General features: G+C 36.6%; 24 protein-coding genes and 1 pseudogene. 13 read left to right on the top strand and 12 right to left on the bottom strand.

Annotation, left to right across the window (positions count from 1 at the left end; genetic code table 11):
* Positions 1 to 12: 12 nt before the first annotated feature.
* The 4 genes from ABLB98_RS02675 to ABLB98_RS02660 all read right to left on the bottom strand — a co-directional run bounded on the left by ABLB98_RS02675 (position 13) and on the right by ABLB98_RS02660 (position 4,237).
* Positions 13 to 255, bottom strand: a complete 243-nt coding sequence (locus tag ABLB98_RS02675) for a DUF2789 family protein (protein ID WP_348883449.1) — start codon at positions 253 to 255, stop codon at positions 13 to 15.
* A 158-nt stretch (positions 256 to 413) separates the two neighbouring features.
* Positions 414 to 1,400 (bottom strand): malate dehydrogenase, encoded by a 987-nt coding sequence (locus ABLB98_RS02670; protein ID WP_087548315.1) that lies wholly within the window; start codon positions 1,398 to 1,400, stop codon positions 414 to 416.
* A gap of 167 nt (positions 1,401 to 1,567) precedes the next feature.
* Positions 1,568 to 2,236 (bottom strand): ribonuclease I, encoded by a 669-nt coding sequence (locus tag ABLB98_RS02665; RefSeq protein ID WP_348883450.1) that lies wholly within the window; start codon positions 2,234 to 2,236, stop codon positions 1,568 to 1,570.
* 45 nt (positions 2,237 to 2,281) lie between these two features.
* Complete coding sequence (locus ABLB98_RS02660; protein WP_348883460.1) at positions 2,282 to 4,237, bottom strand: transglycosylase SLT domain-containing protein; 1,956 nt, start codon at positions 4,235 to 4,237, stop codon at positions 2,282 to 2,284.
* A 251-nt stretch (positions 4,238 to 4,488) separates the two neighbouring features.
* On the opposite strand from ABLB98_RS02660, the gene miaB reads away from it, so the two are divergent.
* The 4 genes from miaB (at position 4,489) to ABLB98_RS02640 (ending at position 7,925) form a co-directional block, all read left to right on the top strand.
* Positions 4,489 to 5,940, top strand: a complete 1,452-nt coding sequence (miaB, locus tag ABLB98_RS02655; protein WP_348883451.1) for a tRNA (N6-isopentenyl adenosine(37)-C2)-methylthiotransferase MiaB — start codon at positions 4,489 to 4,491, stop codon at positions 5,938 to 5,940.
* Positions 5,941 to 5,979: 39 nt separating this feature from the next.
* Positions 5,980 to 7,056: a PhoH family protein gene (locus tag ABLB98_RS02650; RefSeq protein ID WP_348883452.1), complete on the top strand. Its 1,077-nt coding sequence runs from the start codon at positions 5,980 to 5,982 to the stop codon at positions 7,054 to 7,056.
* Positions 7,057 to 7,129: 73 nt separating this feature from the next.
* Positions 7,130 to 7,615, top strand: coding sequence for an rRNA maturation RNase YbeY (ybeY, locus tag ABLB98_RS02645; RefSeq protein ID WP_348883453.1), 486 nt, complete (start codon positions 7,130 to 7,132; stop codon positions 7,613 to 7,615).
* A 67-nt stretch (positions 7,616 to 7,682) separates the two neighbouring features.
* Positions 7,683 to 7,925, top strand: coding sequence for an antibiotic biosynthesis monooxygenase (locus ABLB98_RS02640; protein ID WP_348883454.1), 243 nt, complete (start codon positions 7,683 to 7,685; stop codon positions 7,923 to 7,925).
* 135 nt (positions 7,926 to 8,060) lie between these two features.
* On the opposite strand, the gene ABLB98_RS02635 is transcribed toward ABLB98_RS02640, so the two are convergent.
* On the bottom strand, positions 8,061 to 8,948 hold the full coding sequence (locus tag ABLB98_RS02635) for a TonB family protein (RefSeq protein ID WP_348883455.1): 888 nt from the start codon (positions 8,946 to 8,948) through the stop codon (positions 8,061 to 8,063).
* 243 nt (positions 8,949 to 9,191) lie between these two features.
* Between ABLB98_RS02635 and ABLB98_RS02630 the strand changes: the two genes are divergently transcribed.
* The 3 genes from ABLB98_RS02630 to ABLB98_RS02620 all read left to right on the top strand — a co-directional run bounded on the left by ABLB98_RS02630 (position 9,192) and on the right by ABLB98_RS02620 (position 11,436).
* On the top strand, positions 9,192 to 9,872 hold the full coding sequence (locus ABLB98_RS02630) for a hypothetical protein (protein ID WP_348883456.1): 681 nt from the start codon (positions 9,192 to 9,194) through the stop codon (positions 9,870 to 9,872).
* Positions 9,873 to 10,127: 255 nt separating this feature from the next.
* Positions 10,128 to 10,772, top strand: coding sequence for a DUF3108 domain-containing protein (locus tag ABLB98_RS02625; RefSeq protein WP_348883461.1), 645 nt, complete (start codon positions 10,128 to 10,130; stop codon positions 10,770 to 10,772).
* 88 nt (positions 10,773 to 10,860) lie between these two features.
* Positions 10,861 to 11,436 (top strand): xanthine phosphoribosyltransferase, encoded by a 576-nt coding sequence (locus tag ABLB98_RS02620; protein ID WP_004658926.1) that lies wholly within the window; start codon positions 10,861 to 10,863, stop codon positions 11,434 to 11,436.
* 45 nt (positions 11,437 to 11,481) lie between these two features.
* Here the strand turns inward: ABLB98_RS02620 and ABLB98_RS02615 are convergent, their stop codons facing one another.
* Positions 11,482 to 12,306: a YwqG family protein gene (locus ABLB98_RS02615; RefSeq protein ID WP_348883457.1), complete on the bottom strand. Its 825-nt coding sequence runs from the start codon at positions 12,304 to 12,306 to the stop codon at positions 11,482 to 11,484.
* A gap of 172 nt (positions 12,307 to 12,478) precedes the next feature.
* Between ABLB98_RS02615 and thyA the strand changes: the two are divergent.
* From thyA to ABLB98_RS02590, 5 genes and pseudogenes are all read left to right on the top strand, one after another.
* Positions 12,479 to 13,039 (top strand): annotated as a pseudogene (gene thyA, locus ABLB98_RS02610) (thymidylate synthase); the annotation flags it as partial.
* Between the two features lie 140 nt (positions 13,040 to 13,179).
* Positions 13,180 to 14,415 (top strand): tyrosine-type recombinase/integrase, encoded by a 1,236-nt coding sequence (locus ABLB98_RS02605; RefSeq protein ID WP_004668611.1) that lies wholly within the window; start codon positions 13,180 to 13,182, stop codon positions 14,413 to 14,415.
* Entirely contained in the window at positions 14,412 to 17,279 is a 2,868-nt protein-coding gene (locus ABLB98_RS02600) for a site-specific integrase (protein WP_178883237.1), read from the top strand. The genes ABLB98_RS02605 and ABLB98_RS02600 overlap by 4 nt, the downstream gene beginning before the upstream one ends.
* Positions 17,279 to 19,381 (top strand): site-specific integrase, encoded by a 2,103-nt coding sequence (locus tag ABLB98_RS02595; protein WP_178883238.1) that lies wholly within the window; start codon positions 17,279 to 17,281, stop codon positions 19,379 to 19,381. The genes ABLB98_RS02600 and ABLB98_RS02595 overlap by 1 nt, the downstream gene beginning before the upstream one ends.
* A complete protein-coding gene (locus tag ABLB98_RS02590) occupies positions 19,378 to 19,878 on the top strand; it encodes a hypothetical protein (RefSeq protein WP_069120387.1) in 501 nt (166 codons plus the stop codon). Before ABLB98_RS02595 ends, ABLB98_RS02590 begins: the two co-directional genes overlap by 4 nt.
* A 77-nt stretch (positions 19,879 to 19,955) precedes the next feature.
* Here ABLB98_RS02590 and ABLB98_RS02585 read toward each other — a convergent pair whose 3' ends face one another.
* The 4 genes from ABLB98_RS02585 to ABLB98_RS02570 all read right to left on the bottom strand — a co-directional run bounded on the left by ABLB98_RS02585 (position 19,956) and on the right by ABLB98_RS02570 (position 23,468).
* Positions 19,956 to 20,807, bottom strand: a complete 852-nt coding sequence (locus ABLB98_RS02585) for a thymidylate synthase (protein WP_069120389.1) — start codon at positions 20,805 to 20,807, stop codon at positions 19,956 to 19,958.
* A gap of 118 nt (positions 20,808 to 20,925) precedes the next feature.
* Positions 20,926 to 21,804: a 3'-5' exonuclease gene (locus tag ABLB98_RS02580; protein WP_256413857.1), complete on the bottom strand. Its 879-nt coding sequence runs from the start codon at positions 21,802 to 21,804 to the stop codon at positions 20,926 to 20,928.
* Positions 21,791 to 22,828 carry an ATP-dependent helicase gene (locus tag ABLB98_RS02575; RefSeq protein WP_256731750.1) on the bottom strand — a complete coding sequence of 346 codons (1,038 nt, stop codon included), beginning with the start codon at positions 22,826 to 22,828 and terminating at the stop codon, positions 21,791 to 21,793. Before ABLB98_RS02575 ends, ABLB98_RS02580 begins: the two co-directional genes overlap by 14 nt.
* Positions 22,794 to 23,468: a TOPRIM nucleotidyl transferase/hydrolase domain-containing protein gene (locus tag ABLB98_RS02570; RefSeq protein ID WP_369028934.1), complete on the bottom strand. Its 675-nt coding sequence runs from the start codon at positions 23,466 to 23,468 to the stop codon at positions 22,794 to 22,796. Before ABLB98_RS02570 ends, ABLB98_RS02575 begins: the two co-directional genes overlap by 35 nt.
* Before the next feature lie 253 nt (positions 23,469 to 23,721).
* Between ABLB98_RS02570 and ABLB98_RS02565 the strand changes: the two genes are divergently transcribed.
* Positions 23,722 to 24,324: a sce7726 family protein gene (locus ABLB98_RS02565; RefSeq protein WP_005088780.1), complete on the top strand. Its 603-nt coding sequence runs from the start codon at positions 23,722 to 23,724 to the stop codon at positions 24,322 to 24,324.
* Here ABLB98_RS02565 and ABLB98_RS02560 read toward each other — a convergent pair.
* Together ABLB98_RS02560 and ABLB98_RS02555 are read right to left on the bottom strand one after the other, a co-directional pair.
* Positions 24,263 to 25,342, bottom strand: coding sequence for a beta family protein (locus tag ABLB98_RS02560; protein WP_005088778.1), 1,080 nt, complete (start codon positions 25,340 to 25,342; stop codon positions 24,263 to 24,265). The two genes, ABLB98_RS02565 and ABLB98_RS02560, sit on opposite strands and share 62 nt — an antisense overlap.
* Positions 25,329 to 26,573 (bottom strand): ImmA/IrrE family metallo-endopeptidase, encoded by a 1,245-nt coding sequence (locus tag ABLB98_RS02555; RefSeq protein WP_005088776.1) that lies wholly within the window; start codon positions 26,571 to 26,573, stop codon positions 25,329 to 25,331. Before ABLB98_RS02555 ends, ABLB98_RS02560 begins: the two co-directional genes overlap by 14 nt.
* Between the last annotated feature and the right edge of the window lie 2 nt (positions 26,574 to 26,575).

Raw genomic sequence — 26,575 nt, 5'->3', positions numbered from 1 at the left:
TTTACTGAATCATTATTTGGTACTGTCTACATGCAACTGTTGATTCAGTTCATCAATCACAATGGCCCATTCATCATCTTTGTCCCAATGACTTTTTAGAAAATCTCGCTGACCTACGCTCCAGAACTCAGCTTCATGTAATTTCTGGTCAGCACTGAGCTGATGGGTTTTTACAAAACTTTCAATTGAGGCATCATCTGCCTCCAGTCCAAGCTGCTCAAATAAAAGCTCAAGTGTTGGTTGTTGTTCAAACATTGTTATTCTCCCAAACAAGTTACTTCATAGAAATAATTTAACAGTAATACTGCTAACATACAGAAAGATGTCTATATTTTCTTGTTGTTTTTTGTGTGTACTTAGCATAAAAAAAGCACCTTATGAAAGGTGCTTTTTCAATCTATCAAACTGATAAATTAGTTCAACATGTCTGCAATTGCAGCACGTTCTTCTTCAAGTTCATTTAACGTGAAGTTGATACGCTCACGGCTGAACTCGTCGATTTCTAAACCTTGAACGATTTTGTATTCACCGTTTTCAGTTGTTACAGGGAAACCAAACATAACGCCTTCTGGAATACCATAAGAACCGTCAGAAGGAATACCCATCGTTACCCATTGACCATTTGTACCTAATGCCCAATCACGCATATGATCGATTGCAGCATTCGCAGCTGAAGCAGCTGAAGACAAACCACGTGCTTCGATAATCGCAGCACCACGTTTACCAACTGTAGGAAGGAATACATCTTTGTTCCAAGCCGCATCGTTGATTTTGTCTTTTAAGCTTTCGCCATTTGCTTTAGCAAAACGGTAGTCAGCATACATTGTTGGAGAGTGGTTACCCCAAACTGTCATATCTTCGATGTCAGAAACAGCAACACCCGCTTTTTGAGCAAGTTGAGTTAACGCACGGTTGTGGTCAAGACGTAACATTGCTGTAAAGTTTTTCGCTGGAAGATCTGGAGCAGATTTCATTGCGATGTATGCATTGGTATTTGCAGGGTTACCTACAACCAATACTTTAACGTCACGGCTAGCAACTTCGTTAAGTGCTTGACCTTGACCAATAAAGATTTCGCCATTTACTTTTAATAAGTCAGCACGTTCCATACCTGGACCACGTGGACGTGAACCAACTAATAAAGCATAGTCAGCATCTTTAAATGCAACTTTAGGATCATCAGTCCCGATCATGCCTGCCAATAAAGGGAAAGCACAGTCATCAAGTTCCATCATTACGCCTTTAAGCGCTTGTTGAGCTTTCTCAAAAGGAACTTCAAGCAATTGTAAAATTACAGGTTGATCTTTACCTAACATTTCACCGCTTGCGATACGGAATAATAAGCTATAACCAATTTGACCTGCAGCGCCTGTAACGGCAACACGAACGGGTTGCTTCATGTGATATTCTCCAATGAGATGCGTTTGCACAATTGAACGCTAAAGTGGTTCAATCGAATTATCATAAACGGCAAATATTGTACTCTAAAGCAAACACAGATGCATGTAAAAGAGAATGGATTTCAACAAAAGTCTGATAGAAAATACAAATTAAGTGAAGAAAAAGCTTAATAACTGCCTTTAATTGTAAATTCATTTGGACATCCCGTCACAATATGACTTGCACATTGTTTGTATGACCCATTTTTTTGATAACACACCCGAATCTCAGTCAAAATAGAATCAAATTTTGAAGACTGGCAGGTAAAGCGAATTCCCGCAGGAGGTAATGAGGGGTTTAATTTCATAAATTGTTGTCGAAGGTTTTCTTTTTGCACTTCAATGGTATTCGGACTCGTTAAATCAGCAGGTACTTTTAAGCGCTCAGCAAAATTAATAATCGTTCTAAAATATTGACTGGCATTCATCGACATACACCCTCCAACATTTTGCCAGAGTTGCACACGTGCATTTTCATCGGGCATTACACGCGCCACAACTTTAGCTTGCAAGGGGGATAATTTCGCAGAGGTTTTAGTGGAACAATCCCGATTTAAAGGAACTTCTGGCAATAAGCTTGCGATAGTAAGAGAATAGCCTTCTAAACATTTACGCTGTTTTTGTCTTGATGAATCAAAGGAACAAGCTGCCGGAGTCATTTGAACATGCATCACATAACCCGAAATATCAGGGTTCTCTGCAGCATGTAACGGCGCAGCAAGTGACATGACCAAGTAACAGATCAAGATCTGCAATGATCGAACTAACCGTCCCTTGAATAAATTCATAAATTTCATCAAATATAAAAACTTCATTGTTTCAAATTAAATGTCTTTGTTCCTTTAAGGTTCATTGCGCACAGGTATTGTCCCCATCCTTTTTTCTAAGGATTGCGCGCCTAGCCCTAACACAACACCATAATGCGTCGCATTGGTCATCACATGTTTGACGTAATCACGTGTTTCCAACAATGGAATCGTTTCTGTGTATTGATCAGCCGCCATGTTTTGAAAATCTGGCTGCCATCGTTTTGCACGATTTGGGCCAGCATTGTAACCTGCTGTTGCTAATACAGCATTGCCACTCAGTTGGCTTTGAATCATTGACAGATAGTATGTCCCATAACGAATATTGATATTCATTTCACTTAGAGCCGCTGGGTTATAAGTTTCACCCATTTGGCGTGCAACTAACTTTGCAGTATTCGGCATAATTTGCATTAAACCACCTGCACCCACATGTGAACGTGCGGATGTAACAAACCGACTTTCTTGGCGCATTAAACCATATGCCCAAGCTGGATCAATACCAGCATTGTAACTGTGACTCGTGACATTACTACGGTGTGGTGTTGTATAGCGATAAGTATCATTATGGCGCGAGGTTGTACGATCTGCGGCATAGATTGCTCGGTCATACCAACCAATATCATGCGCTTGCTTAGCGGCAGCTAAAAGTAAACCATCATCATGCTGCAAATACGCTTGGCGGACTGCCCAATTCCATTCGCGATTAATGTAATTTGCTGGTGCATCAATATTTTTTAACGCAAATGCACGTTTAAAGTGGATATTTTGGTTTAACCGTTGAATATCTTGTGAACTTGGTTGCTCGTTATAAGGCTGATGATTATAACGTTCGCCTAAACGATCTTTGGCTAGCAAATTATGGTAGTCATCCCCAGCTTGTGCCAGCTTACGATAAATCTGTTGAGCAGCTTGCTTTGAAGCAGCATCTGAGCGCTGTTCAGAAGCACGAGCAAGCCAGTACTGCCAACGATCTTCTTGTTTCTGCGTGATTGACATGGCATCAATTGCACGAATTAAACTTTCCCAAGCACCAAAACGAATCGCTTGACGTGCATAAATTTCGGCTTCTTCTGGACTAAACGGATAACCATAACTTTGATCATAGGCATTGAGGACTTCTCGGTTAAAGCCATTCTTCATTACCGTCGTTCCACCCACATAACCTACCGTACGATATAAATATTTTTGTACAGGTTGAGGAGTATCTTGTGCAATACGCTGAATATTTCCTAAAGCATTGGTGAAATCACTATCTGCGACACGTCCCAATGCAAAAATTAAATATGCATAATCAGCATCGCTGGCTTTAGGAGCATTCCATAAATATGCCAATGGATTGGCTTGGATCTGATTCAACTGAGCCAAGGACAAATCCAGACCTATAGTTTGGGCGGTCGCAATCGCTAAACCAGATTGACCTGCTCGCAGTTGTCCCCAAAGTCGTTGTTGACGATCTTGAGCAGTCATCAAAGGACTAGATAACATCAGTCGCCCTAAACCATTACACGATTCAGGCTGTGTACTTGTCGTTAACCAAATATCTTTATATTCAGCAAAAACTAGACTATCCCCCGTTTTGGCACGGACTTGTGCAACCGCACAACTCTCTTCTTGGTCAGGATTAGTGACATAGCTGAGTACAGGTTTTGCTTCATTAAAACTGGCTTGTTTTACTTTTTCTTCGACATAATCTGCTGCTAATTTTTCAGCCATCGCTGATTGAGGATAACGTTGCGCAAAAGCGATAATTGAAGAAGCAGGTTGTAGCCCTAGGTTGGTATTCAATTTCCAATACTCAGGGTAATAACCTAATACATCATTTTGCATTTCATATTGATATTGATCGAGCAATGCAATATTGCCAGAACTTGCAGCACGTAGAGCATCATTGAACTGTTCATCCAATGCATAGACAGAAGAGCACACAATCATGCCACCAACCGCCACAATACGGCGGAAGTTTTTCTTATTATTCAGTTTATTGATCATGGTTGTTGTAAAATCATGTTGCTTATTCATCTTCATCAATACATTTGCCCAATTTTCCCTGCCCTCATAGTGTAATAAGTCTAAGCTCCAACTATTGTTGTGTTATGTAACTTACTGATTCATATTCATTAAAACTCACGTATTTTTATTCATAAACTGTCCATTTTTGTCAGTTTTTTATTCTCTGCGTTCTTACAAAAATACTGCTATAATCCGCGGTTTGTTTAAATCCACCTTGTTTAGGAGCCTGCATGACGGTTCAAACATTCATTCCAAGTGCTGTAAAAGCTGCTTCAGAAAACACTGTTACCCAGCCAACGCACACCACTGATGTTTCAATTAAAAAATTATATATTGAAACGCAAGGGTGTCAGATGAATGAGTATGACAGTCATCGCATGGCAGACTTATTGGGTGATTCACATGGTTATGTACTCACCGACAATCCAAATGAGGCAGACATTCTGCTCATGAACACCTGCTCGATCCGCGAAAAAGCACAAGAGAAAGTATTCAGTGGCTTAGGTCGCTGGCGTAAACTCAAAGAACAGAATCCTGATCTGGTGATTGGTGTCGGTGGCTGTGTTGCCTCTCAGGAAGGTGACAACATTCAAAAACGCGCTCCTTATGTGGATATGGTGTTTGGTCCGCAAACCCTGCACCGCTTGCCACAGATGCTTGATCAGCATCAGGCACAGATAGAAAAGCCAAAGAAAGAAAAAATCAAGCTGGTTGATATTTCTTTCCCAGATATTGAAAAATTCGACTTTTTGCCTGAGCCACGTGTGGAAGGCTTTAAAGCATTCGTTTCCATCATGGAAGGTTGCTCTAAATACTGTTCATTCTGTGTGGTACCTTATACTCGTGGTGAAGAGGTTTCTCGTCCACTCGATGATGTATTGGCTGAAATCGCGGGCTTAGCTGAAAAAGGCGTGCGTGAGATCAGCTTGCTTGGTCAAAACGTAAATGGCTATCGTGGTGAAACGTTTGAAGGTGAAATTTGCACTTTCCCTGAATTACTGCGTTTAGTGGCCGAAATTCCAGGTATTGGACGTTTACGCTATACGACTTCTCATCCGCTTGAGTTTTCTGATGATTTAATTCAATGCTATCGTGATTTACCACAAATGGTGTCACATTTACATCTGCCAGTACAAAGTGGTTCAAACGATGTACTGCAAGCCATGAAGCGTAACCACACCATTGATGTCTACATTGATAAAATTGCCAAATTACGTAAAGTCCGTCCAGATATGCATTTATCTAGCGACTTCATTATTGGTTTCCCGGGTGAAACAGATGAACACTTTGCGGAAACATTACAGTTTATTAAAGATTTAGATTTTGATCATTCATATAGTTTTGTCTATTCAAAACGCCCTGGTACGCCTGCATCTGACCTGCCAGATGATACCCCAGAACAGGTGAAAAAAGACCGTTTGGCTCAAGTTCAGCAAGTGATCAAGCAATCAAGTATTGATAAGACCGATGCTATGCTGGGTAAAATTGAACGTGTCTTGATTGAAAAAGTATCTGACAAGGACCCGAATGTTTTAATTGGTACAGCGGACAATACCCGACTTGTGACCTTTATCGGTGACGCCGCGTGGATTGGGCGTTTCGCGGAGATTGAGATCACTGAAATTAAAACTTTAAATTTAGTTTATGGTGAACTCTTGAATCTTGAACCTGACGTGGCGTAATGTAAGGGTATTCCTACACGTGAGCTAAAAGGGTTTCTCTTGACTTCAGCGATTAAACGTACTGTAACGTTCCCTGAAATTTCCATGGAACATTTAAAACGAATGCTCGGTGCATACAACGGGCATTTAAAGCAAATCGAACAACGTTTAGATGTCAAAATTACTCACCGGGGCGATGCCTTTTATCTAGACGGTGATATAGAAACAGTTGAAAGAGCCGAAGCACTATTGCAACGGCTTTATCAAGAATCAGAAATTTCCCCACAAATTAGTGCCGATGTCCTGCATTTGATGATTCAAGGTTCACAGACCGACCGTGAACTGATGGATGATTCCGAACAAGAACATACAGGGCTGGATAGCGTCTGGTTACAGACCCGCAAAGGGCGAATCAATCCACGTGGTGCCAACCAGAAACGCTATGTACAGCGCATTTTACAAAGTGATATTTCCTTCGGTATCGGCCCAGCAGGGACAGGTAAAACTTATCTAGCAGTTGCTGCTGCAGTGGATATGTTAGAGCGTAATGAAATCCAACGAATCTTACTGGTTCGTCCTGCGGTTGAAGCTGGCGAGAAACTCGGTTTTCTACCGGGTGATTTGACCCAAAAAATCGATCCCTACTTACGCCCACTTTACGATGCTCTCTATGAAATGCTGGGTTTTGAAAAAGTGGCCAAACTGATTGAACGCCAAGTGATTGAGGTTGCTCCGCTTGCCTATATGCGTGGACGTACGCTGAACCACTCATTCGTCATTTTAGATGAAGCACAAAACACCACACCAGAACAGATGAAAATGTTCCTTACCCGTTTAGGGTTTGGTTCGCGTGCTGTGATTACAGGTGACGTGACACAGGTTGACTTACCTCGTGGGCAACAATCGGGCTTAGCACAAGCATTACGTGTACTGGAAAATGTCCATGAAATTCATATCACCCGTTTCCATTCTCGTGATGTGGTACGACACCAATTGGTACAAAAAATTGTTGAGGCTTACGAAGGTTGGGACAGTGAACAGCAACGCCTGTCTGCTGAAGCCCGTGCCGAACGCAAAGCCAAACAAGAAGCATTAATTGCAGAAAATGATTCTGCGGCAGATGCACAACACATTTAAAAATCCCCCTCACTCCCCCTTTTATTGCAATACTTTAATCGCATATCAGGGGGGACGATTTTAAGGATCTATTTTGAAAATCAATTTAAGTCTGCAACAAGACTTTCAAGCGAATGAATTACCACTAAAACGTGGTCAAATTAAAAAGCAGATTGAAACCACACTCCGTCATGTCGGTTTCGACGTAGACTGCGAAATCGGAATTGCCTGCGTCGACCTTACAGAAAGCCACGAGTTGAATCTACAATACCGCGAGAAAGACAAACCCACCAATGTACTGTCCTTTCCAAGTGATATTCCAGAGGAAATGCTGAGTTTACTGGATGCAGAACCTTTGGGTGACTTGGTGATTTGTATCCCTGTGGTTTTACAAGAAGCCGCAGAACAGCAAAAAACACCAACTGATCATTTCACGCATTTATTGGTTCATGGCGTTTTACATTTACTGGGCTACGATCATGAAACCAGTGAAGCTGAAGCAGAAGAAATGGAAGCTTTAGAAATTGAGATTTTAAAAAAACTAGGGATTGCCAATCCTTATCAAGCCGATGAAAGCTAATTTAAGACACTATGTATATCGTTATTTTAAAGCTACGATCAAACAACTTGATGCAACTTAATCTGAAATGGCTCAAAAGCTGAGGAATAAAGCCTTGAGCCAATTTAACTGCATCAGGTTTGAAGCATGTAATGAAAATGGTTTTGAAATTGCCTTGTCTTATTGGCATAGCATGGAAGATATTAAATGTTGGCAACAAGATGCAGAGCATCAAGTAGCCCAGCGTTTAGGCAAAGAAAAATGGTATCGGGATTTTACTGTGGAAATCTGCACAGTTGAACGTGCTTATTCAAATCAAAATAGCTTGTGAATAGATGTAAACTTATCCACATCTTCAACAAAAAAACGGCTGAATTCAGCCGTTTTTTTAATTCTTATTTTTAAAATTGATAACGCAAGGTTAATGTTGCGTTACGTGGTGCACCTTGAGTAATAGTACACCTTTTTAATGTACTTCAAATTCCGCATCGACAGGATCAAAGCGCCATGTTCGAATAATTCGCAATTCAGAAATGTCCTTTTTCATATCATTATCAAAGGGTCCAAAAGGTGCTCCACGGCGCACCGAAGCTTTTGCCGCATCATCCAGAATCGCATGTCCTGAGCCTTCAATGAGACGAATGGCACGGATACCCCCCTGTGCATTCAGGATCACCATTAAACGTACTTCACCCGATAAATGTTGTTGTTTCGCTTCATCTGGATAATAACGATTACCGTATAGTTCAACTTTCTGACGAAATTTATCAAGATAAGCTGCTGACGCATCTTGTTTTGCCTGAATCCCATCTACTGTTTTAATACGCTGTTTACGACTAAAATTTTGCTGACGTTGTAAATATTGTGCTTCCAAACTCGCAACCATCGCGGCTTTGGCTTGAAATTGACTCTGTAACTCATCTAAGGTTTTTTTACGTTCAGTTTGCTCTACTTGCTTCTGCCAGCTTAAAACCGTCATGAGCACTTTTTCTTCAAATTTTAATTCTCGTTTTTGCTGGACTTTCTCTAAACTTTCGAGCTCAGACTCTCCTGTTGTCGCATCTGCTTCCATCGGTGAGGGCATGTCACTCGACATAAGGTGTTGCTGACGGAACTCACCAGAACCCTTTTGGTCAGCTTGCGCCAAAAAGTCGGCATCTTTGACTTTTTCTTGACTTGTACGAACCGTAACTGCAATTTCTTTGGTTGAGGTATCGGTCGGTGATGGCATTCCAAATTTTATGGACAGGGTTACTCCATGCAAACATGCTGCAAAAACAATTGCCCCCAAAAATACAGGGTCTTTCCACCAGTGCAATAGCGAGCTGGTTTGAAAATTTAATTTCTTCAACATGCGTTTCAAGCGACAAAAATGTCTCATCCCCAACGGTAGTTACCGTATAAAAACCAAACTGATATTCAAAATTTAAAAAAAATGTGATCCACTTATAGCCACAGTGTTTCCATACCATCATTTTATGAAAATGTAGCAATTAATTTTGCTACACTGCAAGTTAGAAATTTATTTTTATTTTTTTAGTTATGATAAAGATGGTGGCATTGCATTAAAAACAATTCACTTTCTGGAACAACTTTTATGCAAACGCTCATTTCATCCGTTACTAAACGTCTACTTAAAGTTTACCAAAAAGCAGAAGAATTTATTGAAGAAGAAAGAGAGTTTTCGTTATCGCAAGTATTCGTCAATGCGACAATGGAGCGTTATGTCACAGAAAAAGTTGGAATTATTCAAGATCTACACGCCGATCTATATGATGGATGGCTACGTTTATATACCACTCTAGATGTGAAAGGCCTACACACAACCTTATCTGTCGACTTAAAATTGATTCAGATGGAAATGAATCAAGATGTACAGTTAATGGTGTTTGAACAAATTAGTAATACACAAGTGATTGAAGCATCATTTAAGAATATTTTCCAAAAATGGGGATTTTATATTGCGATTTGGTATTACCAAAAATTTCGTGATGAAGATCCTCTAGGAAAAATCTTAGAACATTTTGAAGTTGTTTCAGTCAAAGATGAATTGCTTTATTTAGATTTAAATCGCTGGTTTAAAAAGAAACCGAGTATTATTGAAACGCTGAGCAAAGTTCATGTAAACCGCGCCAGAGTCCGTCCAGCCGAACTGATTGTTTGGGGGAACGTTAATTTGGCTGCCATTTTGTATCCGCCAAATGAAGATGACTTTGATGAAGAGGGATTAGATGACACAGAAGTCACGCCAATTCAGCAAAAAGACACTAGAAAATAATCATATTGAATAGGGTGGTATGAATTTCAGATTTATGCCACTTACTCAAATACCATCATGATTTATACGAAAAATTAACAAGCATTGAGTAAAAAACCTGATTTTTTCTTCATAATCTACAGGCATAATAATCACAAATCTTAATGATAAATGAATGATTGCTCATTGATGATCATTCAAAGGATATATAGCGTGATGACAAATAAATTATTGAAAGTAGTGAGTATTACGTCGGCTGCCCTGTTCAGTGTCAGCATGTCTAGCCATGCTCTAGCAATGGCACCTTTCCAAGCAAGCTATCAATTTAGCTACAACAATAAAAACCTCGGTTCAGCGACACGTACACTTTCGCAACAAGGAAATAATTGGACCTATCAGTTTAGTGCAAAAGCAGGCGGAATTGCCTCAGCCTCGGAAACGAGTCAATTTAGCTTTGTGGATAATAAAATTACTTCACAAAAGTTTAGTCGCAGCAGCAAAATCTTAATTCACAACAACACCATGAGTATTAACTTTAATCCAAACACTAAAGTTGTGAATACGAAAAAAGATGACACCGCCCGCTCATTCCCATGGCAAGCAGGTGCGTTAGATGAGTTGAATGCTGAATTGCAAATCCGTGAGGATTTAAAAAGTAATTCACTTAGAACCAAATATTTAATTGCTGATGCAAAAGCTTTAGATGAACGCCGTTTTGTTAAGCAAGGCACAGAAACCATCAAAACCAATTATGGGACGTTCAGCACCATTAAAGTCGTTATGCAACACGATAAACCAGAACGTAATACCGTATTTTGGTTAGCACCAAAACTGGATTATTTACCTGTCAAAATGGCACATAATGATGGGAAATCTTCTTATGGCTTACTATTAACAGGCTATTCAGGTAAAACCAACTAACCATCTGGTCAATTTTAGCTTGCAATTTTTTAGATGCTTTTTAAAATATGCCTTTGCTTGAAAAAGCATCCGTTTAGAGGATTCTCCCGTGTACGCTTTAGAACAGAAAATCTTAAATGAAGGTATCGTTCTATCTGATCAGGTTTTGAAAGTTGATGCTTTCTTAAATCATCAAATTGACCCCGTGTTAATGCAACAGATTGGTAAAGAGTTTGCTGCTCGTTTTAAAGATGCAGGCATTACTAAAATTATTACGATCGAAGCTTCTGGAATTGCACCTGCAATCATGACTGGCTTGGAGCTGGGTGTTCCAGTAATTTTCGCGCGTAAATACCAATCTTTAACACTCAAAGATGATCTTTACCGTTCTAAAGTGTTCTCTTTCACCAAACAAACTGAAAGCACTATCGCGATCTCTAACAAGCATCTTAACGCAACAGATAAAGCGCTTGTGATTGACGACTTCTTGGCAAATGGTCAAGCGGCATTAGGTTTAATCGATTTGATTCACCAAGCAAATGCTGAAGTTGTGGGTGTGGGTATCGTAATTGAAAAGTCATTCCAACCAGGTCGTGATGTGTTACTTGAAAAAGGCTATCGTGTTGAATCTTTAGCGCGTGTTGAGTCTTTGACTGATGGCAAAGTTACCTTCATCAGTGAATAAGTTTTTAAAATAAAAAAGCGGATGGGTGATCATCCGCTTTTTTATTTAGTAACAATCCCAGTTATACAATACTTTAGAAAAATCTCGCCTCTTTAAGTCTTCAGGGTGAATAAAGAAATTCCCAACACCTGAATCTCCCCACATAATCTCATTCTCTGCATCTTCGCTATCCAACTGAAATAGTAGAATATAATCCTGAATATTTGCATTATATTGACGTGGATCAGTTTGGGTGAAAAATGGATAACCACCTAAACGGTGCCCACTTGCAGATAAAAGTTCATGATAAGGTTCAATGAAATCATTTTCAAAATCACCACCCTCAAATTGATCTTCAAAACCATAAAGGTCTTCAGTCCCTAAGATTTTCGGCGCAAAAGCGAAATCGCCCAAACTGATTGGTTGCGTGGTTAAGGTAAATTCAATCGAGTATTGTCCAGTAAAAGGTAAATAATCCTCTTCACCCAACTCAAACTCAGAAAAGTCCTGTTTTAATTGTGATGCATCCTCAATCACTTGATCAAAGTACAAAACCCTAAAACCAGATTGCTGCTGTTGGTCGCCGAAATTCATCCCATACAAATCATCTGCAGCAATATAGAACTGCAAAATCCCCTTGTCTGGGAAATTAGGTAAACTTGGAATTTCCACAAAATTAAACTGGGCCAATAAAGCAAGAGGATTGCCATTAGAATCTAAAGGATAAGCAGTATCCAAAGGTAAGTAAGGTTCTCCCCCAATCTTACTTTGCCATACAGTTAATCTATCATCAGGCGTGAGTTGCATACTGACTGTTGGCAAAATAGTAGCCGAGATTTTTTCTAAGAATGGCTGCAAACTGTTCGGCAAACTTTCTGGTTTAAAATTCATTGTATTCATTATCCATGTCGTTATTTATAGAATCTAATATAAAACAATCAGCTATATTAGAATAGAGCATAAGGATTAAACTGCGGCAATCAATGTCGCCAAATTGAAAAGATATTTATCACATAAATTCTGATAAAATCAGTGCGATAAAAATTTGCGATTAGGAATCACGATGCGCACTTACTTAGACCTCTTACAACATATCCTCGACAATGGCGGCGATAAAGGCGATCGTACAGGTACGGGTACACGTTCAGTATTTGGTCATCAGATGCGTTTTGATCTTTCTAAGGGCTTTCCACTGCTCACCACCAAGAAAGTACACTTCCGCTCGATTGTGATTGAACTACTATGGTTTCTAAAAGGCGATACCAACGTTCAATATCTCAAAGATAATAAAGTCAGCATTTGGGATGAATGGGCGACCGCAGAACAAACTGCACGTTTTGGTCGCCCTGAGGGTGAACTTGGTCCTGTTTACGGGCATCAATGGCGTAACTTTGGCGCAACTCAAAATGAAGATGGTAGCTATCAGCAAAATGGTTTTGATCAGATTCAATGGCTTGTGAATGAAATTAAAACTAATCCCAATTCACGCCGTTTGATCGTTTCAGGCTGGAATCCCAATGAGGCTGGGAAAGTGGCCTTGCCGCCCTGCCATACCCTGTTCCAGTTTTTTGTTCAGGACAATAAGCTGTCATGCCAGCTTTACCAGCGCAGTGCGGACGTTTTCTTTTTATTCCCCCAAATCAATAATTCACAGTACGAAGTTTTAGCTGCTTAGAACCTCTTACTTTTTTACGTTTATACTAACGTTTAAATTATGCACAGTATGTTATATAACTTAGTCTATGCAGTAATTTGGCGTACATTATGGATGTTAGAGTTTGTTCAAATATAAAACTAGACTTATCTAAGTCATGTTTAAATCATCATGCTCAGAACATAAAAATTGATAAAACAATAAATGTTAATGGAGTCGTTGTATTCGACGATAACGTTAAGGTTCTCCCTCTCATTTCTGAGTATTTATCCTATTACTCCAAGCATGAAAAAATTTCATATAAGTCCGCAAGTACTTACGGTAAAAATCTAACTTACTTCCTGCAATATATCCGTACCCGCCAAGATTATAATGATGATGAAAGTGATGATGTATTTATTACTGTTCCTTCATACGTAATACAAGAATATTTGACTTTTTTAAGTCGCGATCAAAATATTAGCTCATCTACTGTTAGAAATCGTGATGCCTCTATACGGGCTTTTATAGAGTTCTTATGCTCATCTACAGAAGGTCGTAAGCCACTTAGACAAGATAATCCTTACGAGAAAGGCTATCTATCAAAAGCACCAAAACGAACAGGTATAATTGCTTGTAATCTAGATGATCTTTTCATATTAATTGAATCAACTTCATCTGAACGAGAAAGAGTTTTACTTCAATTTTTGTACGACTCAGGCCTTCGTCGGTCAGAACTTCCACGTGTTACGCTCAAACACTTTAAGGATGCTGTAAATTTTAATTCTCAAAAATTTATATCTCGAGAATCAGACAAAGTAATCTGTCTAAATTACGTACCACTTGAAGTTCAAGGTAGTAAAGGTCGTGGAAATGAAATCAAACACCGTTGGACGTTAATCAGCTCAGCAACTATTGAGCGTATTCAAAAATATCATGCTTCCCCACTATATAAAAAATATGCAAGAAAATATGCTACGCCTACTGAGACTCCTGCATTTTTAAATGCTCAAGGGACTCCTTACACTCCATCTGCCATCAATAAATTACTAGAACGACTAAGCAAGCGTGCTATTAAGCAAGGTCGTCTTGATAGACAAATATCCCCACATAAGCTCAGACATGGTAATGCTTATGCAATTTTACAATCAAATGACTTGGGAAGTGACTATTTAGATCGACTTGTGATTTTACAAAAAAACTTAGGTCATAATCACCTAAATACCACTCAAATATATACCAGTATTCCTCAAGATATCTATAACTCCATGTGTGATGAAAAAGGTGATCTCTTAACTAGAGCTGAAAAGATGAAACGTTTAAGTGAAAAAACTCAGTTAAAGATCTGTATTAAGGATATAAAGTGAAAAATAATGGGAAAGCCACTGATCACCTAGTAAAAATATGGGTAGACAACCTATTACAGTCCCCAAATCATCTATTAAAGTTACCACTTAGTAATGATTTTAAGAGCCCTTGGGGGGTTAATGTTCTGTCTGATTTTTTATCAAAAGAGCTACCTATTACTCTGAGCGAGGCTCGACATAGAAAACACCTTACAATGCCATTAATAGAAAAGATGGCTGAAATGCAAATTATTGTAGAAGAAGCATCAAGCAGAGAGAATTTGATTCGCCAGAGAATACTCGATTGGTATAGTAATCTGAGCTTTGATGATAAAAAAAACCTCCCCCGCTTAGCTTTATATCCGAGTAATATTTGTTTTAAATCAATAGGTAGTGAACAACGTTCTTGGGCATCTTTATCAACTCAATATGAATGGATCGCAGAAGTAATTGATTACATTCATGAAGACCTTCATAACTTAGGAATTATCTCGGCAGACTTCAAAACAATTAAAAGTCGTAAGAGAGCAATTAAAGATGCTAAGTCCGTTATCAGCCAATGGGTATCAACCATATCTGATGATATAGACGCCATGTGGGATATACCAGTTACAAAAGCCAATACAGATTTGGGTTTTAACGTAGCAATCGAACATATTCAAACCGTTCTAGGCATTTCGGAGAGCTCAGCTAACAATTATAGAGAGTTAGCTTATCCATTAACTCAAAAAATGATTGAAAAAGGAATTTTAGTATATCCAAAAGGCAACTCAGGAGCTGGAGCCGTTGAAAGCAGGAGGAAACTGCTAAATTGGTACAGAAAGCTAAACTTGAAAGAAAAAAGCCAGTTACCAATTTTTGGTAACAAAATCTCACTTGGGAAAATGCATACAAAGCAATCTCCTATTACTCAAAGTGATTTACGTTTTGATATTGTCAAAGATGCTTGGGATTTCATTCACAAAGATCTCGAAAAACTTGGTTTATTAAATACGAATTATAAAAGTGTTTCTGAACGAAATCATGAAAGGAAGAAACTTCTAGATATACCTCGTGAAACTATGAAGGAGCGTTTCAACAGATTAGCTACTCTCAAACTCAATAGTGTACTCGACTTCATCGAACCTTCTGAGTTAGAGCCTTTTATTCAGATTGAACAACTTTTTGCCTCACAGATGAAAACCCTACCTTCTAATTCAGGACGAAGTAACTACACAAATGCATGCGGCCTATTTGTAGAATTTCTATCTGAATTATACGGATCTAGCCCTTTACGAATTATTGACACTTTTGATGAGTATCTATTATCCAAATATAGAAGTTATCTTGAGGACAAAATAATACAAAACAATATATCAAGCCATCATGCAAATACTATTTTAAGTTCAGTACGTATGACATTTAATAGACTGACTAAAGTAAAGAATTTAGAATACAGTTTTTTTGATGTACAGGGATTCGATGCCCATAGGCAAACGGACACAAAAAAACCCTTTAGTAAGAATGAACGAATTCAAATATTAGAGGCTATCGAAAAAGCGATTTCTGAAACTCAATTAAGTTTAGAACCCTATAAAAAAACAGGTATCGGAATAAATCCTCTGGATCAACATGGAAATAGAATAAAAGGTCTATCAAACCTAGATAATGCTCGTTGGCTGTTTGAAAATTTTTTGGATTGTAAACCTGTTCATCACAATACAGCTAAAACCCATATTGAAAAGGCATTTCTCAGTATTATTAAAGATTCGAAAAAAGGTCTGAATGAGGTCTATGAAGAATGGGGAGTCACACCGATGATCGGAATAGATTTATTAGTGCCTTATATTCTAAGACTCGCTCAAGTTACAGGTCTAAATACTGATTCCATACTATTCCTAGACATAAAGGATTTTGAAACTCGCCATCCAGCCACATCTAGACCATGCCTAAGATATTGGAAAGAGAGATCCGATGGGTATAAAGAGTATCACCTTGATCTTATCAAGGCGAAGATAACTTGGCTCACAGAAAGCCAATCTAGCTCTGTAAAAGAAATTTTCAAACAGGTAATTCAAATGACTAGTTGCATCCGTGAAAATATCGAGGATAGCATGATTAAGGATAGGCTCTTCATTTATCAATCAAATAGTACTAAAAAACACGGACAAATCAGTTCTTTACTTGGAACTAACGAAAAAAATGCGAGTCCATTAGGTCATAGTATTGCTAGATTTATTGATAAATATCAATTAAAAAATGACCATGGCCAACCTATAATCCTTACAATAAGTAGGTTTAGACCAAGTTTCGTAAGTGAAATGCTTGAAGCTGATGTACCTATAAATGAGATTCAATTGATGCTTGGTCACTCATCCTTGCATACAACTATTGGCTATATCGACTCTTTAGATTTTAATTCCATTAGCAGAAAGAGGCTTAATGAGAAATTGATGGAAATTCATCAATCAACTTTAAATAGTCGCTCCGAAGAAAAAATTAAAACAATAGAAATCAAAAATGAGGAAGAGTTGGGAGTAACATTTAAAACCAATCTGGCTGCATGCAGAAATATTTTTGATCCACCTGACTTTGTAAAAAAAATGGCTTCTTATACTCCTGGAACGCCCTGCTCGCAATATAACAAATGCTTAAGTTGTGACAACGTCATTATTACAGCAAATTATCTTCCTGAGCTATTTGCAATGAAGCGTGATTACCTAGCTATTTTAGAAAATTCACGAGTGATGGATACTCCTTACGGAAAAATTATCAAAGAAAACCTAGAACTCCTAAGTTATATTACAGATCCTGAAACTTCAGATTTTTCAAAGGAAGAACTAGAAATTGGAAAAAATAGATCCAACTATCTTGGATCTACAATAACAATTGATGGAGTAGTGTAATGGATAAGGAAGCGAAAATAAGTATATTGACGGGTTTTGTTAATCATCGCCGCTATATAATGAATGAGCTAAACACTGCTAAGAATTTAGATAGTGATCTTCATCCACAAGAATCTATAGAGTCCACTACATACATAAACGCTCTTATGGAAAGATCTGTCTCAAAAATATCTAAATTTTCCGATAATGTTTGGGATTTTAATTCTGATTATCCTAATGCAGCACAAAATGTAAAAGGCGCAAAACTGCGCATTAATTTTTTAAAATACAAAAATATTCCAAAGTTTGTACTAACAGAACTAAAAATCATCTTAGAACTTGCTTTACTTAACAATCTTATTTTCCGACCTAAACTTAACAGCAGGAAAAATAGTAAAAAAGGGACTCTAAAAGTTAATTCTTTGATTCCTATTTTTGAGAAAGGGTTAACATTTATTAATCAAATATTCATACAAATAAGTCAAGAGCTAGGTTATGAGTTTGTTCAAACACAGATTAAAACACTCTCCGAGGTAAATACCGAGCATTACCATGAAGCTGCCAAAAAATACGAATATGTAAAAGGTAGAGAATTAGATCAATTTTTTGAATACTTACGTAGCCCTAGTGCTGTTAAATATGTATTTGATAAGCCTCTAGCTTATGTTGAACTAAATAGTTTAAATTGGAGGAAACTTCCAAGTACTGAAAAAAAGAATAAGGAAAAAGTTTTACCCGATAATGTATTTGAAAATTTATCCAAAATAGCATCTTTAATCGTAGTGGACTTTTTGAATGCGACAGGTCAAAAATCAAAGATCTTGGATATCAATTCTTTAGAAGCTTTATACTCTAGTAAATATTCTTCTTGGGCAAATCAAGTACGAGTTAATCATGAAATTTTGAATGCCTATATTGCACTTCGATTGAGAAATAAAGGGTACTCATCAAGTTCCGTTTTAAGCATCATCGAGCCCTATGATTGGATGTTAAATAAAAATGGCCTAGCATGTGGATTAACATTGAGGAAAGCCCTAACTAGTCGCAACTACCAATTAGATAAACTCCGTGAATACTTCAATCTAGTCTCATATTCATGCGTGTACTTAGTGGCTCAATATACAGGTATGAGGCCATCTGAATTAGCAGAAGTAAAAGTACAAGATTGCTCATGTTTAGTAGAGGAGCATGAAGTCTGGCTAATTAAAAGTACTGTAAAAAAGCATCAACAAGAGATTAATACAGGTTTGTTTGATGACAAATGGGTAGCTATACCTATTGTTAGAGATGCAATATTAGCAGCATCATATATAGCAAAAATTAAATCATCACCTTATCTTATCTCAAATATGGACACAGTGAGCTCTAGTAATTCACCTATACCGATGGGCAGTACTGGCATTACCCATCAGATGAATAATTTTATTGTGAAAATTTTGGATGCTACTGTAGCTAATCAAATTAAATTTTATCCATATATGCTACGCCACACTCTGACCTATCAATTATTTAGAGCAGAAGTCGGTTTACCTTTAATATCTTTTCAATTAAAGCACTTCGTAGACAGTGTGAGTAAATTTACCTCACTTGGAGCAACTTCTTCAGTTACGTTAGGCTATGGAGAGATTGGTGAAATGCTCTCAAAGGATGGAAGCCGAACAGGTAATAAATCCTTGCGACGCTCTGCTGAATTAGAAGCTGTTAAAACTGTTCACAATCCAAATGGTACATATTATGGTGGTAGAGCTGTTGAGCATAAAACTAATCTGATAAAGTTGTTTCAAGGCTATATGGCTGAAGGCTACACCGAAGAAGAAGTGTATGAAGCAATGGCTGACCAAGGAATGGCTATTGTGTATGTTGGACAAGGCATTTGTTATGGTAATAGAAATGAAGAATACGATACGACTTTACCTTGCATCGGCAGCCTAAGATGTAATCCGGCTAGATGTTCACAAGCTATTGTCACCAGTAAACATGCTCCGAAATGGCGTGAAGTCTACATCTTAAATAAAGCAAATCTTAATAAACCAGAATATGCTCATAATAGGGAGCAAATTCAGGCAGCAATTGACGAAGCTGTAATGGTTTTAAATAGTCTTGGTGAAATGGTTGAACTATGAATAATCAAGCTTATGATCAAAAAAATAGTGAAGACTATGAAATGAATACGTTAAGTATTAACAAAGCACTATTAGAAATCGAGCAAGATCCAAAGCTCAAGGCCACTATTGCACAATTATCAAAAATGACAGGTATTCATCGAAATACAATTACAAACCGTGATTGGCCTATCCAGAAACTAAAAGAAATCAAAGACAAAAGAAAACTCAAGGATGAAGAAAGTAAAAACCATATGGTGGTTAATGAAATTTCGTTGGGTGAAAAACTAGTTCTAACACAAAATGAAGTTATCTATTGGTTTAATCAATACCAAGATATAAAGCTTTCTTTTGAAAATACAAATAATCAGTTAAAAAAACTAAAAGAATCGAATAATTACTATAGAGAGATGTATGAAAAACATAAAAAGCAAGTTGTTTTAGCTGAGTTAGAAATCAACCGCTTAAAAGAACTGTTAGACACTAAAGGTATTAACCCAGAACTACTTAAACATTAGTTTAAAAAGAGGACTCTGTTTGGATGATGACTTTAAGTTTTAATCAAACAGAGAACTCTTTTATGAATAAATATTACTTACACTGAAAATGGATAAGCAATAGGTTCGTGATACTGATACCCTTCTACCTCGAAATCGTCTAACGTTACCCACGTTTCAATATCTTCTAGCGTTTTAATCGCAGGGTTGATATAAAGTTTTGGTGCAGGATAAGGCTCACGTTTAAGCTGAACATCACGCATAAGCTTCAACTGATCTTCATAAATATGTGCATTCACAATTTTATGATAAGCCTTTCCAGCCTTATGTCCTGTAATTTGGGCCATGAGGGCTAATAACGTGAAGACTTGAATCTGGTTAAAATTTTGACCTAATGGAACATCACACGAACGTTGTGATGATGTTAAATAAAGTGTATCTCCGACCAAAGAGAAGGTGTGAGTATGCATACAAGGTCGTAAGCATCCCATTTCAAACTCACCTGGGTTATAGAAAGTCAGAATTTCACCACGATCATCAATACCGTTTCGCAAGTCATCGTAAATCTTACGAAGTTGGTCAAATTCTTTACCTTCTGAGTTACGCCAATGACGCCCTTGGACTCCGTATACTCGCCCCATATCGTCTTCACCTTTACGATAAGGGTTAGCTAACCATGCTCCATTTTCATTAGCATTTGCATTCCAAGTATTACAGCCTATAGCCCTAAACTGAGCAGCATTATCATACCCACGCAAGTAGCCTAGTAACTCTGCAATCGCAGCCTTCCAATAACTTTTTCGAGTCGTAACCAAGGGAAATTCATTTGCCCCTACGTTGTACTCTAAATCAGCATTAATAACGGTTAAACAACGCTTTCCAGTTCGTTCATTTTCAACCCATACGCCTTCATCAACTATGCGTTGACACAAATCTAGATATTGCTTCATTTAACTACCTTAATGTTACAGTTCAATGCTTTATGAACCGCAACAAAATCTACTATAAGTATGAAAATTTCATATTATAGATCGTTAATAGTTTATTGCACAGACTCAAGATCTTTGCTTAATAATCCTTTTCCATCTCTAACATAAATCTAGATTTTTTCTGCTTCTTAAAATCACCCCAAGGCATTTTTCTATATTTAGGATAAGAAACATATAACCATCTTTTTGCCCTAGTCACTGCAACGAAAGCACTATTTCTCTCATCTTCGAATTGCTCTTTTGAAAGTGCTCGATAATCTGGGAATACCCCTTCACACATGCCCATTAAGAAAACAATATCTTTCTCTAATCCCTTCATAGTATGAACTGTACTTAAGGTCAAACCTTTCTCTGAGTTATTTTCAGAAAGCTGTCCTAGCACCAATGCATTCCTAAAAGCCTTCAGAGAGTCGCCTATCCCTTTTCTTTTAAAGATTGTCCATGTGTGATTAAACTCATCTAGTTCTTGGATACTCAATCTAATATCTTCATATTTGGTATCTGAAATATTTGATTGTCTTCCAATCCAAATAGTGAATTTATCACGAAAGTATTTGATTAATTTAGGTATTTTAGGATTATCAACTTCCAAACTATAAACAGCAATTAATAATTCTGATAAGAGTTGTCGATTAGGATCACTTGAAATATTTATTTTATCCGCTAATTCCAATAACACATCATTATTCCAATTTAGAGGTTCCTCTAATTGGAGTAGTTGACATAATTTTTTACCATTAACCCAATCCTTTGGATTCAACTTAATTCGAATAGAAAAATCTAAGGTTTTAGCAAATTTAGTTGATGGTTCAAGTAATCTTTCCCCTTTTTTGAGAGAATAGACAATATTATTATCTCTAAGCACCTCCTCCAAACTACTAAATACAAAACGATTTCTCGCTATAACTACCATCTTATCAAGTGTAATTTCACCTTCAATTTCATCATGTATTCTCATTTGAAGTAAATTTTGTATCTGAGCTAAAATCCCCCTTAGCTTCCTCTATTTCGTCCTCATACTCATTAAAATGTACCTGCCCCTTCAGAGCATACTCACTTACAACCTGAGAATCCGATTTTAGCTTATTCACAACTTGAATAACTTCTCTAGTACTTCTATAGTTATCTTTTAAGTCATATTTTTTTGGTAAAAAATCCCTTACAAATTCATCACATAGATATCTATTAGATGACCCATTAAAACCATAAATCATCTGATTAGGGTCACCAACCATAAAAACACTTTTTAATGTATCGCCACAAAAAGCTTTGATAAATTCATACTGTATTTTGTTAAGATCTTGAGCCTCATCAACACAAATATGTTTATATTTAGCTCTGTAAATTTTGGCAATCCAATCATGTGTTATCAATATTCTATGTGCGTAAATTAAAATATCATCATAATCAATTCCGCCACTACGGATCATTGAATCTTGATAAGCTTCATATATTTTCCATACATTTTTATTTGGATACTCTTCAAGAATATCAAACTCTGTAAGTATCTCTCTTTTAATCTGAGCAAACACATCTAAATATTTCTGTAACTGCTTTTCTCTGTTTTTTAACTCTCTCGAATCTACCACATTAAGATATTCATCAACATCTATGCCATCTTCACGTAAAGATTGCATAAAAATTTCCATTTTATCCTGATCTCTTTCATAAACATGAAGGTCAGTAGGTAAACCAACAGTATGACCATATTTTTCAAGAATCCTTTGACCCATTGAATGAATAGTCGTAATCCATGTTCTTTCTTGAATATTTTCCTCGAAAGATAATCGCATCAACATTTCATCAGCAGCTTTATTAGTAAATGTTAGAGCTATCACTCCATTCTTTTTGGTATTCGCTAAGATATATTTTATACGCTCAGTTAAAACCCGAGTCTTTCCTGCACCAGCAGATGCTAAGACCTGAATAGGTACATCCAAAGGAGACTCAACTATCTGAAGTTGTATTTGTGAGAGATTCATATCCAATTCCAGTAGTTATTTGTTGAAAAAGATCTTTTAGTTTTTGTGGCAATTCATCAGCAGTTAAAGATAATAAACTTTCAGCAATAGCCTTTGCATACTGAGGTTTACTTGAGTCTAAAATTTCAAGAATCGCTCGCTTTCTACCTTCATCTCCACTGTAATCTCTAAGTAGAGATTCAAATATAGGCTGATTACATAATGTACATGGTGGTCTAGCTGACTTTTTAGGTTTTAATGGAGTACCATTTTTACGCTCTATCCAATTTTCTATAAAATTTTCACCATTCACCAGTTTAATAGAGTGTTCTATCAATGCTGTATAATTCTGTTCTAATAAATATCCTTCAAAGTCTGTATTATTTAAGATAGTAATATTATTACAGCTCATCAAGTCAACTGATCCGAATACTTTTTCATAATTAGTTTTTAATTCTTGTACTGTTTTAGATTCTCCATCAGAAAATATGAATACAGGTATGTCAAAATCTTTGGCTAATATAAGAAAGGGAAGATATTTAGCTCCTGAGCCATTCACTGCAACAAAATTTATGCCTAGCTCAAAAGTAGTTTTTCCACAATAAGTCTCAAATAACAAGGGTAAGACTTGATCTTCTGTCTCTCCCTCGGAAAGTACAATAGCCCTTGATATGGTCAGACAAAATAGTTGTTAACTAAAGAACAACCAAAATCAAAGTGTTAGATAATTTCTTTGCTATATAAATGACAAAATAGTTTTTAACTTAAAATAAAAAATTTAAAACTTCCTATTTTCATAATTACAAAATAGTTGTTAACTGTCTACGGAAATTGTTAGTCTTTCTATCGTCTAAGTTTTCTACATTGTATAATACATCTTTAAATATAGGTGAAGTTTAGATACTTTAAAGAAAATGAATGCAACAAATGATCAAGATATTCGTCATGCTTTACACAGTAGATTGCAAAAGCAATACTACGTTAAAGACGATCATTTAGTCGTTGATGAGCTATCTTTAGAGCATGGTCGAAATCGAGTAGACATAGCAGTGTTTGATAACTGTATTCATGGCTATGAAATTAAGAGTTCTAAAGATAATCTACTTAGATTACAAAATCAGTTATCACAATATTCAAAAAGCTTGCAAAAAGTCACCTTTGTTGTAGCAGAAAATCATTTTAAAGATGTAATGATTTCTACCCCTGAATGGTGTGGGCTTATTCTAGCCACTAAAGGTCCTAGAGGTGGCGTAAGTTTTCGTTCTATTAGGCGAGCTAAACTTAATCCAAATGTAGACTTCATTAGTCTAGCTCATATCTTATGGAAGTCAGAAGCTATTGACCTACTGTATCAATATGGTATTACAGAGAGACTTGAATATAAAACTAGAAAAGAATTGTATAAGCAATTGAATCAAGTTATGACTGTCCAACAATTAGCCTTGGAAATTAAAACTAAATTATTGAAGCGTGGTAACTGGAGAGTTGATGAACAACCTTTGTCATATGATGGTTGATTGCCACTTGCTTCCATGTTCCTAGGTTTCCAAAGTTTGCTTTACCATTAGCAGTATCATGAATTCGTTTATCCCCATCAGAGAAAGGAACTCCTTTGTAACCTGGTAGTCCAATAACATTTGCACAAAGAGAAACCATTTGGATCTCATTCCCTCTAAATGCTTTAGCTTTTAAGACGTGCCAATGCTGAGGCAGTGTATAAATTAATTTTGCTGATGGGTTGACCTTCCGCATATCCATAGGAGGGAGAAACTCTATATCATCAGTTGTGTAATCTCCAAAAGTTGGTAATTTATCTTTGAACTTCTTTATAAGATAAGGATATAGCATCCATTCATGGCGAGTAAACAACCCACCAGGCTGTTTAATCTCTCTTAGATTCAGTGAATGTGCTGCTATAACAAAAGAACGATAACTTTTGATGTTGTTTATCTTATTAACTTTCATAAAGATTAAGTTGGAAAACAAAGCATATGGCTCAAATTTATCAGGTGTTTTTAAATCAATAATCAAATCTATATTATTTATATTTAAATCAAACATCTCCAATACTTGATCAATTTCACCATTTATATTTGGCTTATCTAAATCTTCAAGAAAAAGTCTTAAAGCAAGGCCGCAATTTTGTGTACTAATAATTGATTTAATTTCTGTTAAATACCATTTAGACTTTTCGAAAGAAATAACGGGAATTAGTTTACATCCCATAGCAAGACTCTTGGTATATACATATTTTATAACATTTTCTCCATTGTCCATGATTCCTTGTTCAATACTGTCATGAAAGTCTAGAAGAGCAAGTCTAGAACCCCATTTGTCTTTGAGCCGTTTTGGCATCGGCTCAATATGTTCTTGAATGGTTTTCTTTAATCGCTTTTCTTCAAAATCATATTCGATTGGAGGCATTATTATATAAGGGGTGATAAGATCCTTAATCTCTTTTTTGAGTTTAAACAATGCTTGGTATTCACTTTGTCGCCACTTTAAGAAAGGAACATAATGGTTACTCAGAATCATATTCATCACCCCAGAATAATTTTCTTACTTGCTTTAATCCAACTTTTTCATTAAAAATTTGATAATTATTGTTTTCTCTTCTTAATCTACCAGCAATAATACTTGGGTGAATATTTAGATTTCGGGCATCTTCATTTAAGGCATCTTCATTGATATAGAACCTACACATGCACATATCCCATTGTTCTGAAGGAATTAGGTTGTTCAGTGCAAAGTTGTCAGCTTCAATCTCAACCTCATCTTTAGTTATACCTACGTCTTCATCAACTATAGAGGTGCGTTCCGCATTCAGATGAAGAAAAATATGACCTAATTCATGGAAAAGAACAAACCAAAAATTATCTAGGCGATCTTGTCTTAATGTGAGCCCTATTACAGGGATTGAAGTATTTGGCAAAAGCATTGCAGCACCATCAAGATATGTAGATGGTAAATGTGGCTCTACAATTAGTATAATTCCTTTTGATAAAAGAAATTCTTGAGCTTCTAAAGGTCCATTTGAATTAGTAGAAATTCTAACTAAATGATTTAGCCAAGATGAATCTTTATTAAATTTTGGCACCTTAATTTGCTTTGTTATCTCTTTTGCTTTACTGAGAACCTGAATCTGCCATGCAAGCAATGAGTATTCATTGGGGGAGTTTCCATTAAAGTGAAACTTTCTATGTAATGCTAATTCATATTGCTCGTTACCAAAAAGATCTGTAAATCGTGCTTTGATTGCACTTATTGGATCAATATTGCCTGATAATAACCATTTACGTTTTAACATTTCTTTAATTGGAAATTTATTCCAATCAATTGGAGACGTATGTACAGTTAAACTATTCGATATTTTTTCTTCTAAAAAGTCATTTATTCTTAATAAAGAAATAGAATCTAAATGTCTATAAAGGTAGTCTTCCTGTCTTTTTATTTCCTCAATACTAACATTTAAAAGTGCAGCTATATCTTCTTGAGAAATATCATTAGCTATTCTGATATAAACTAGATTTTCTGGGTATTTAAGTATTTCCTTTTTTACAGGAATTTTGTGTTTAAATTTTTGGCTAATTTCTAAGAACTCATCACGCTCTTCAACTAATTCATTTAAAAATACATTTAAAGAATCTAATTCTAATTTTGATATAAAGGGAGCGACAGAAGTATCTTTCTCTACTTCAATAATTGTAGCTTGTATCTGCTTAATTTTTTGCTCTGTTAGACTTAATTCAAAAGAGTTTAAAATCATTT

Source organism: Acinetobacter yuyunsongii (genome assembly GCF_041021915.1).
Classification (GTDB): domain Bacteria; phylum Pseudomonadota; class Gammaproteobacteria; order Pseudomonadales; family Moraxellaceae; genus Acinetobacter.
Note: the sequence above shows the minus strand (reverse complement) of the source record. Positions and strands in the feature narration are given on the sequence as shown.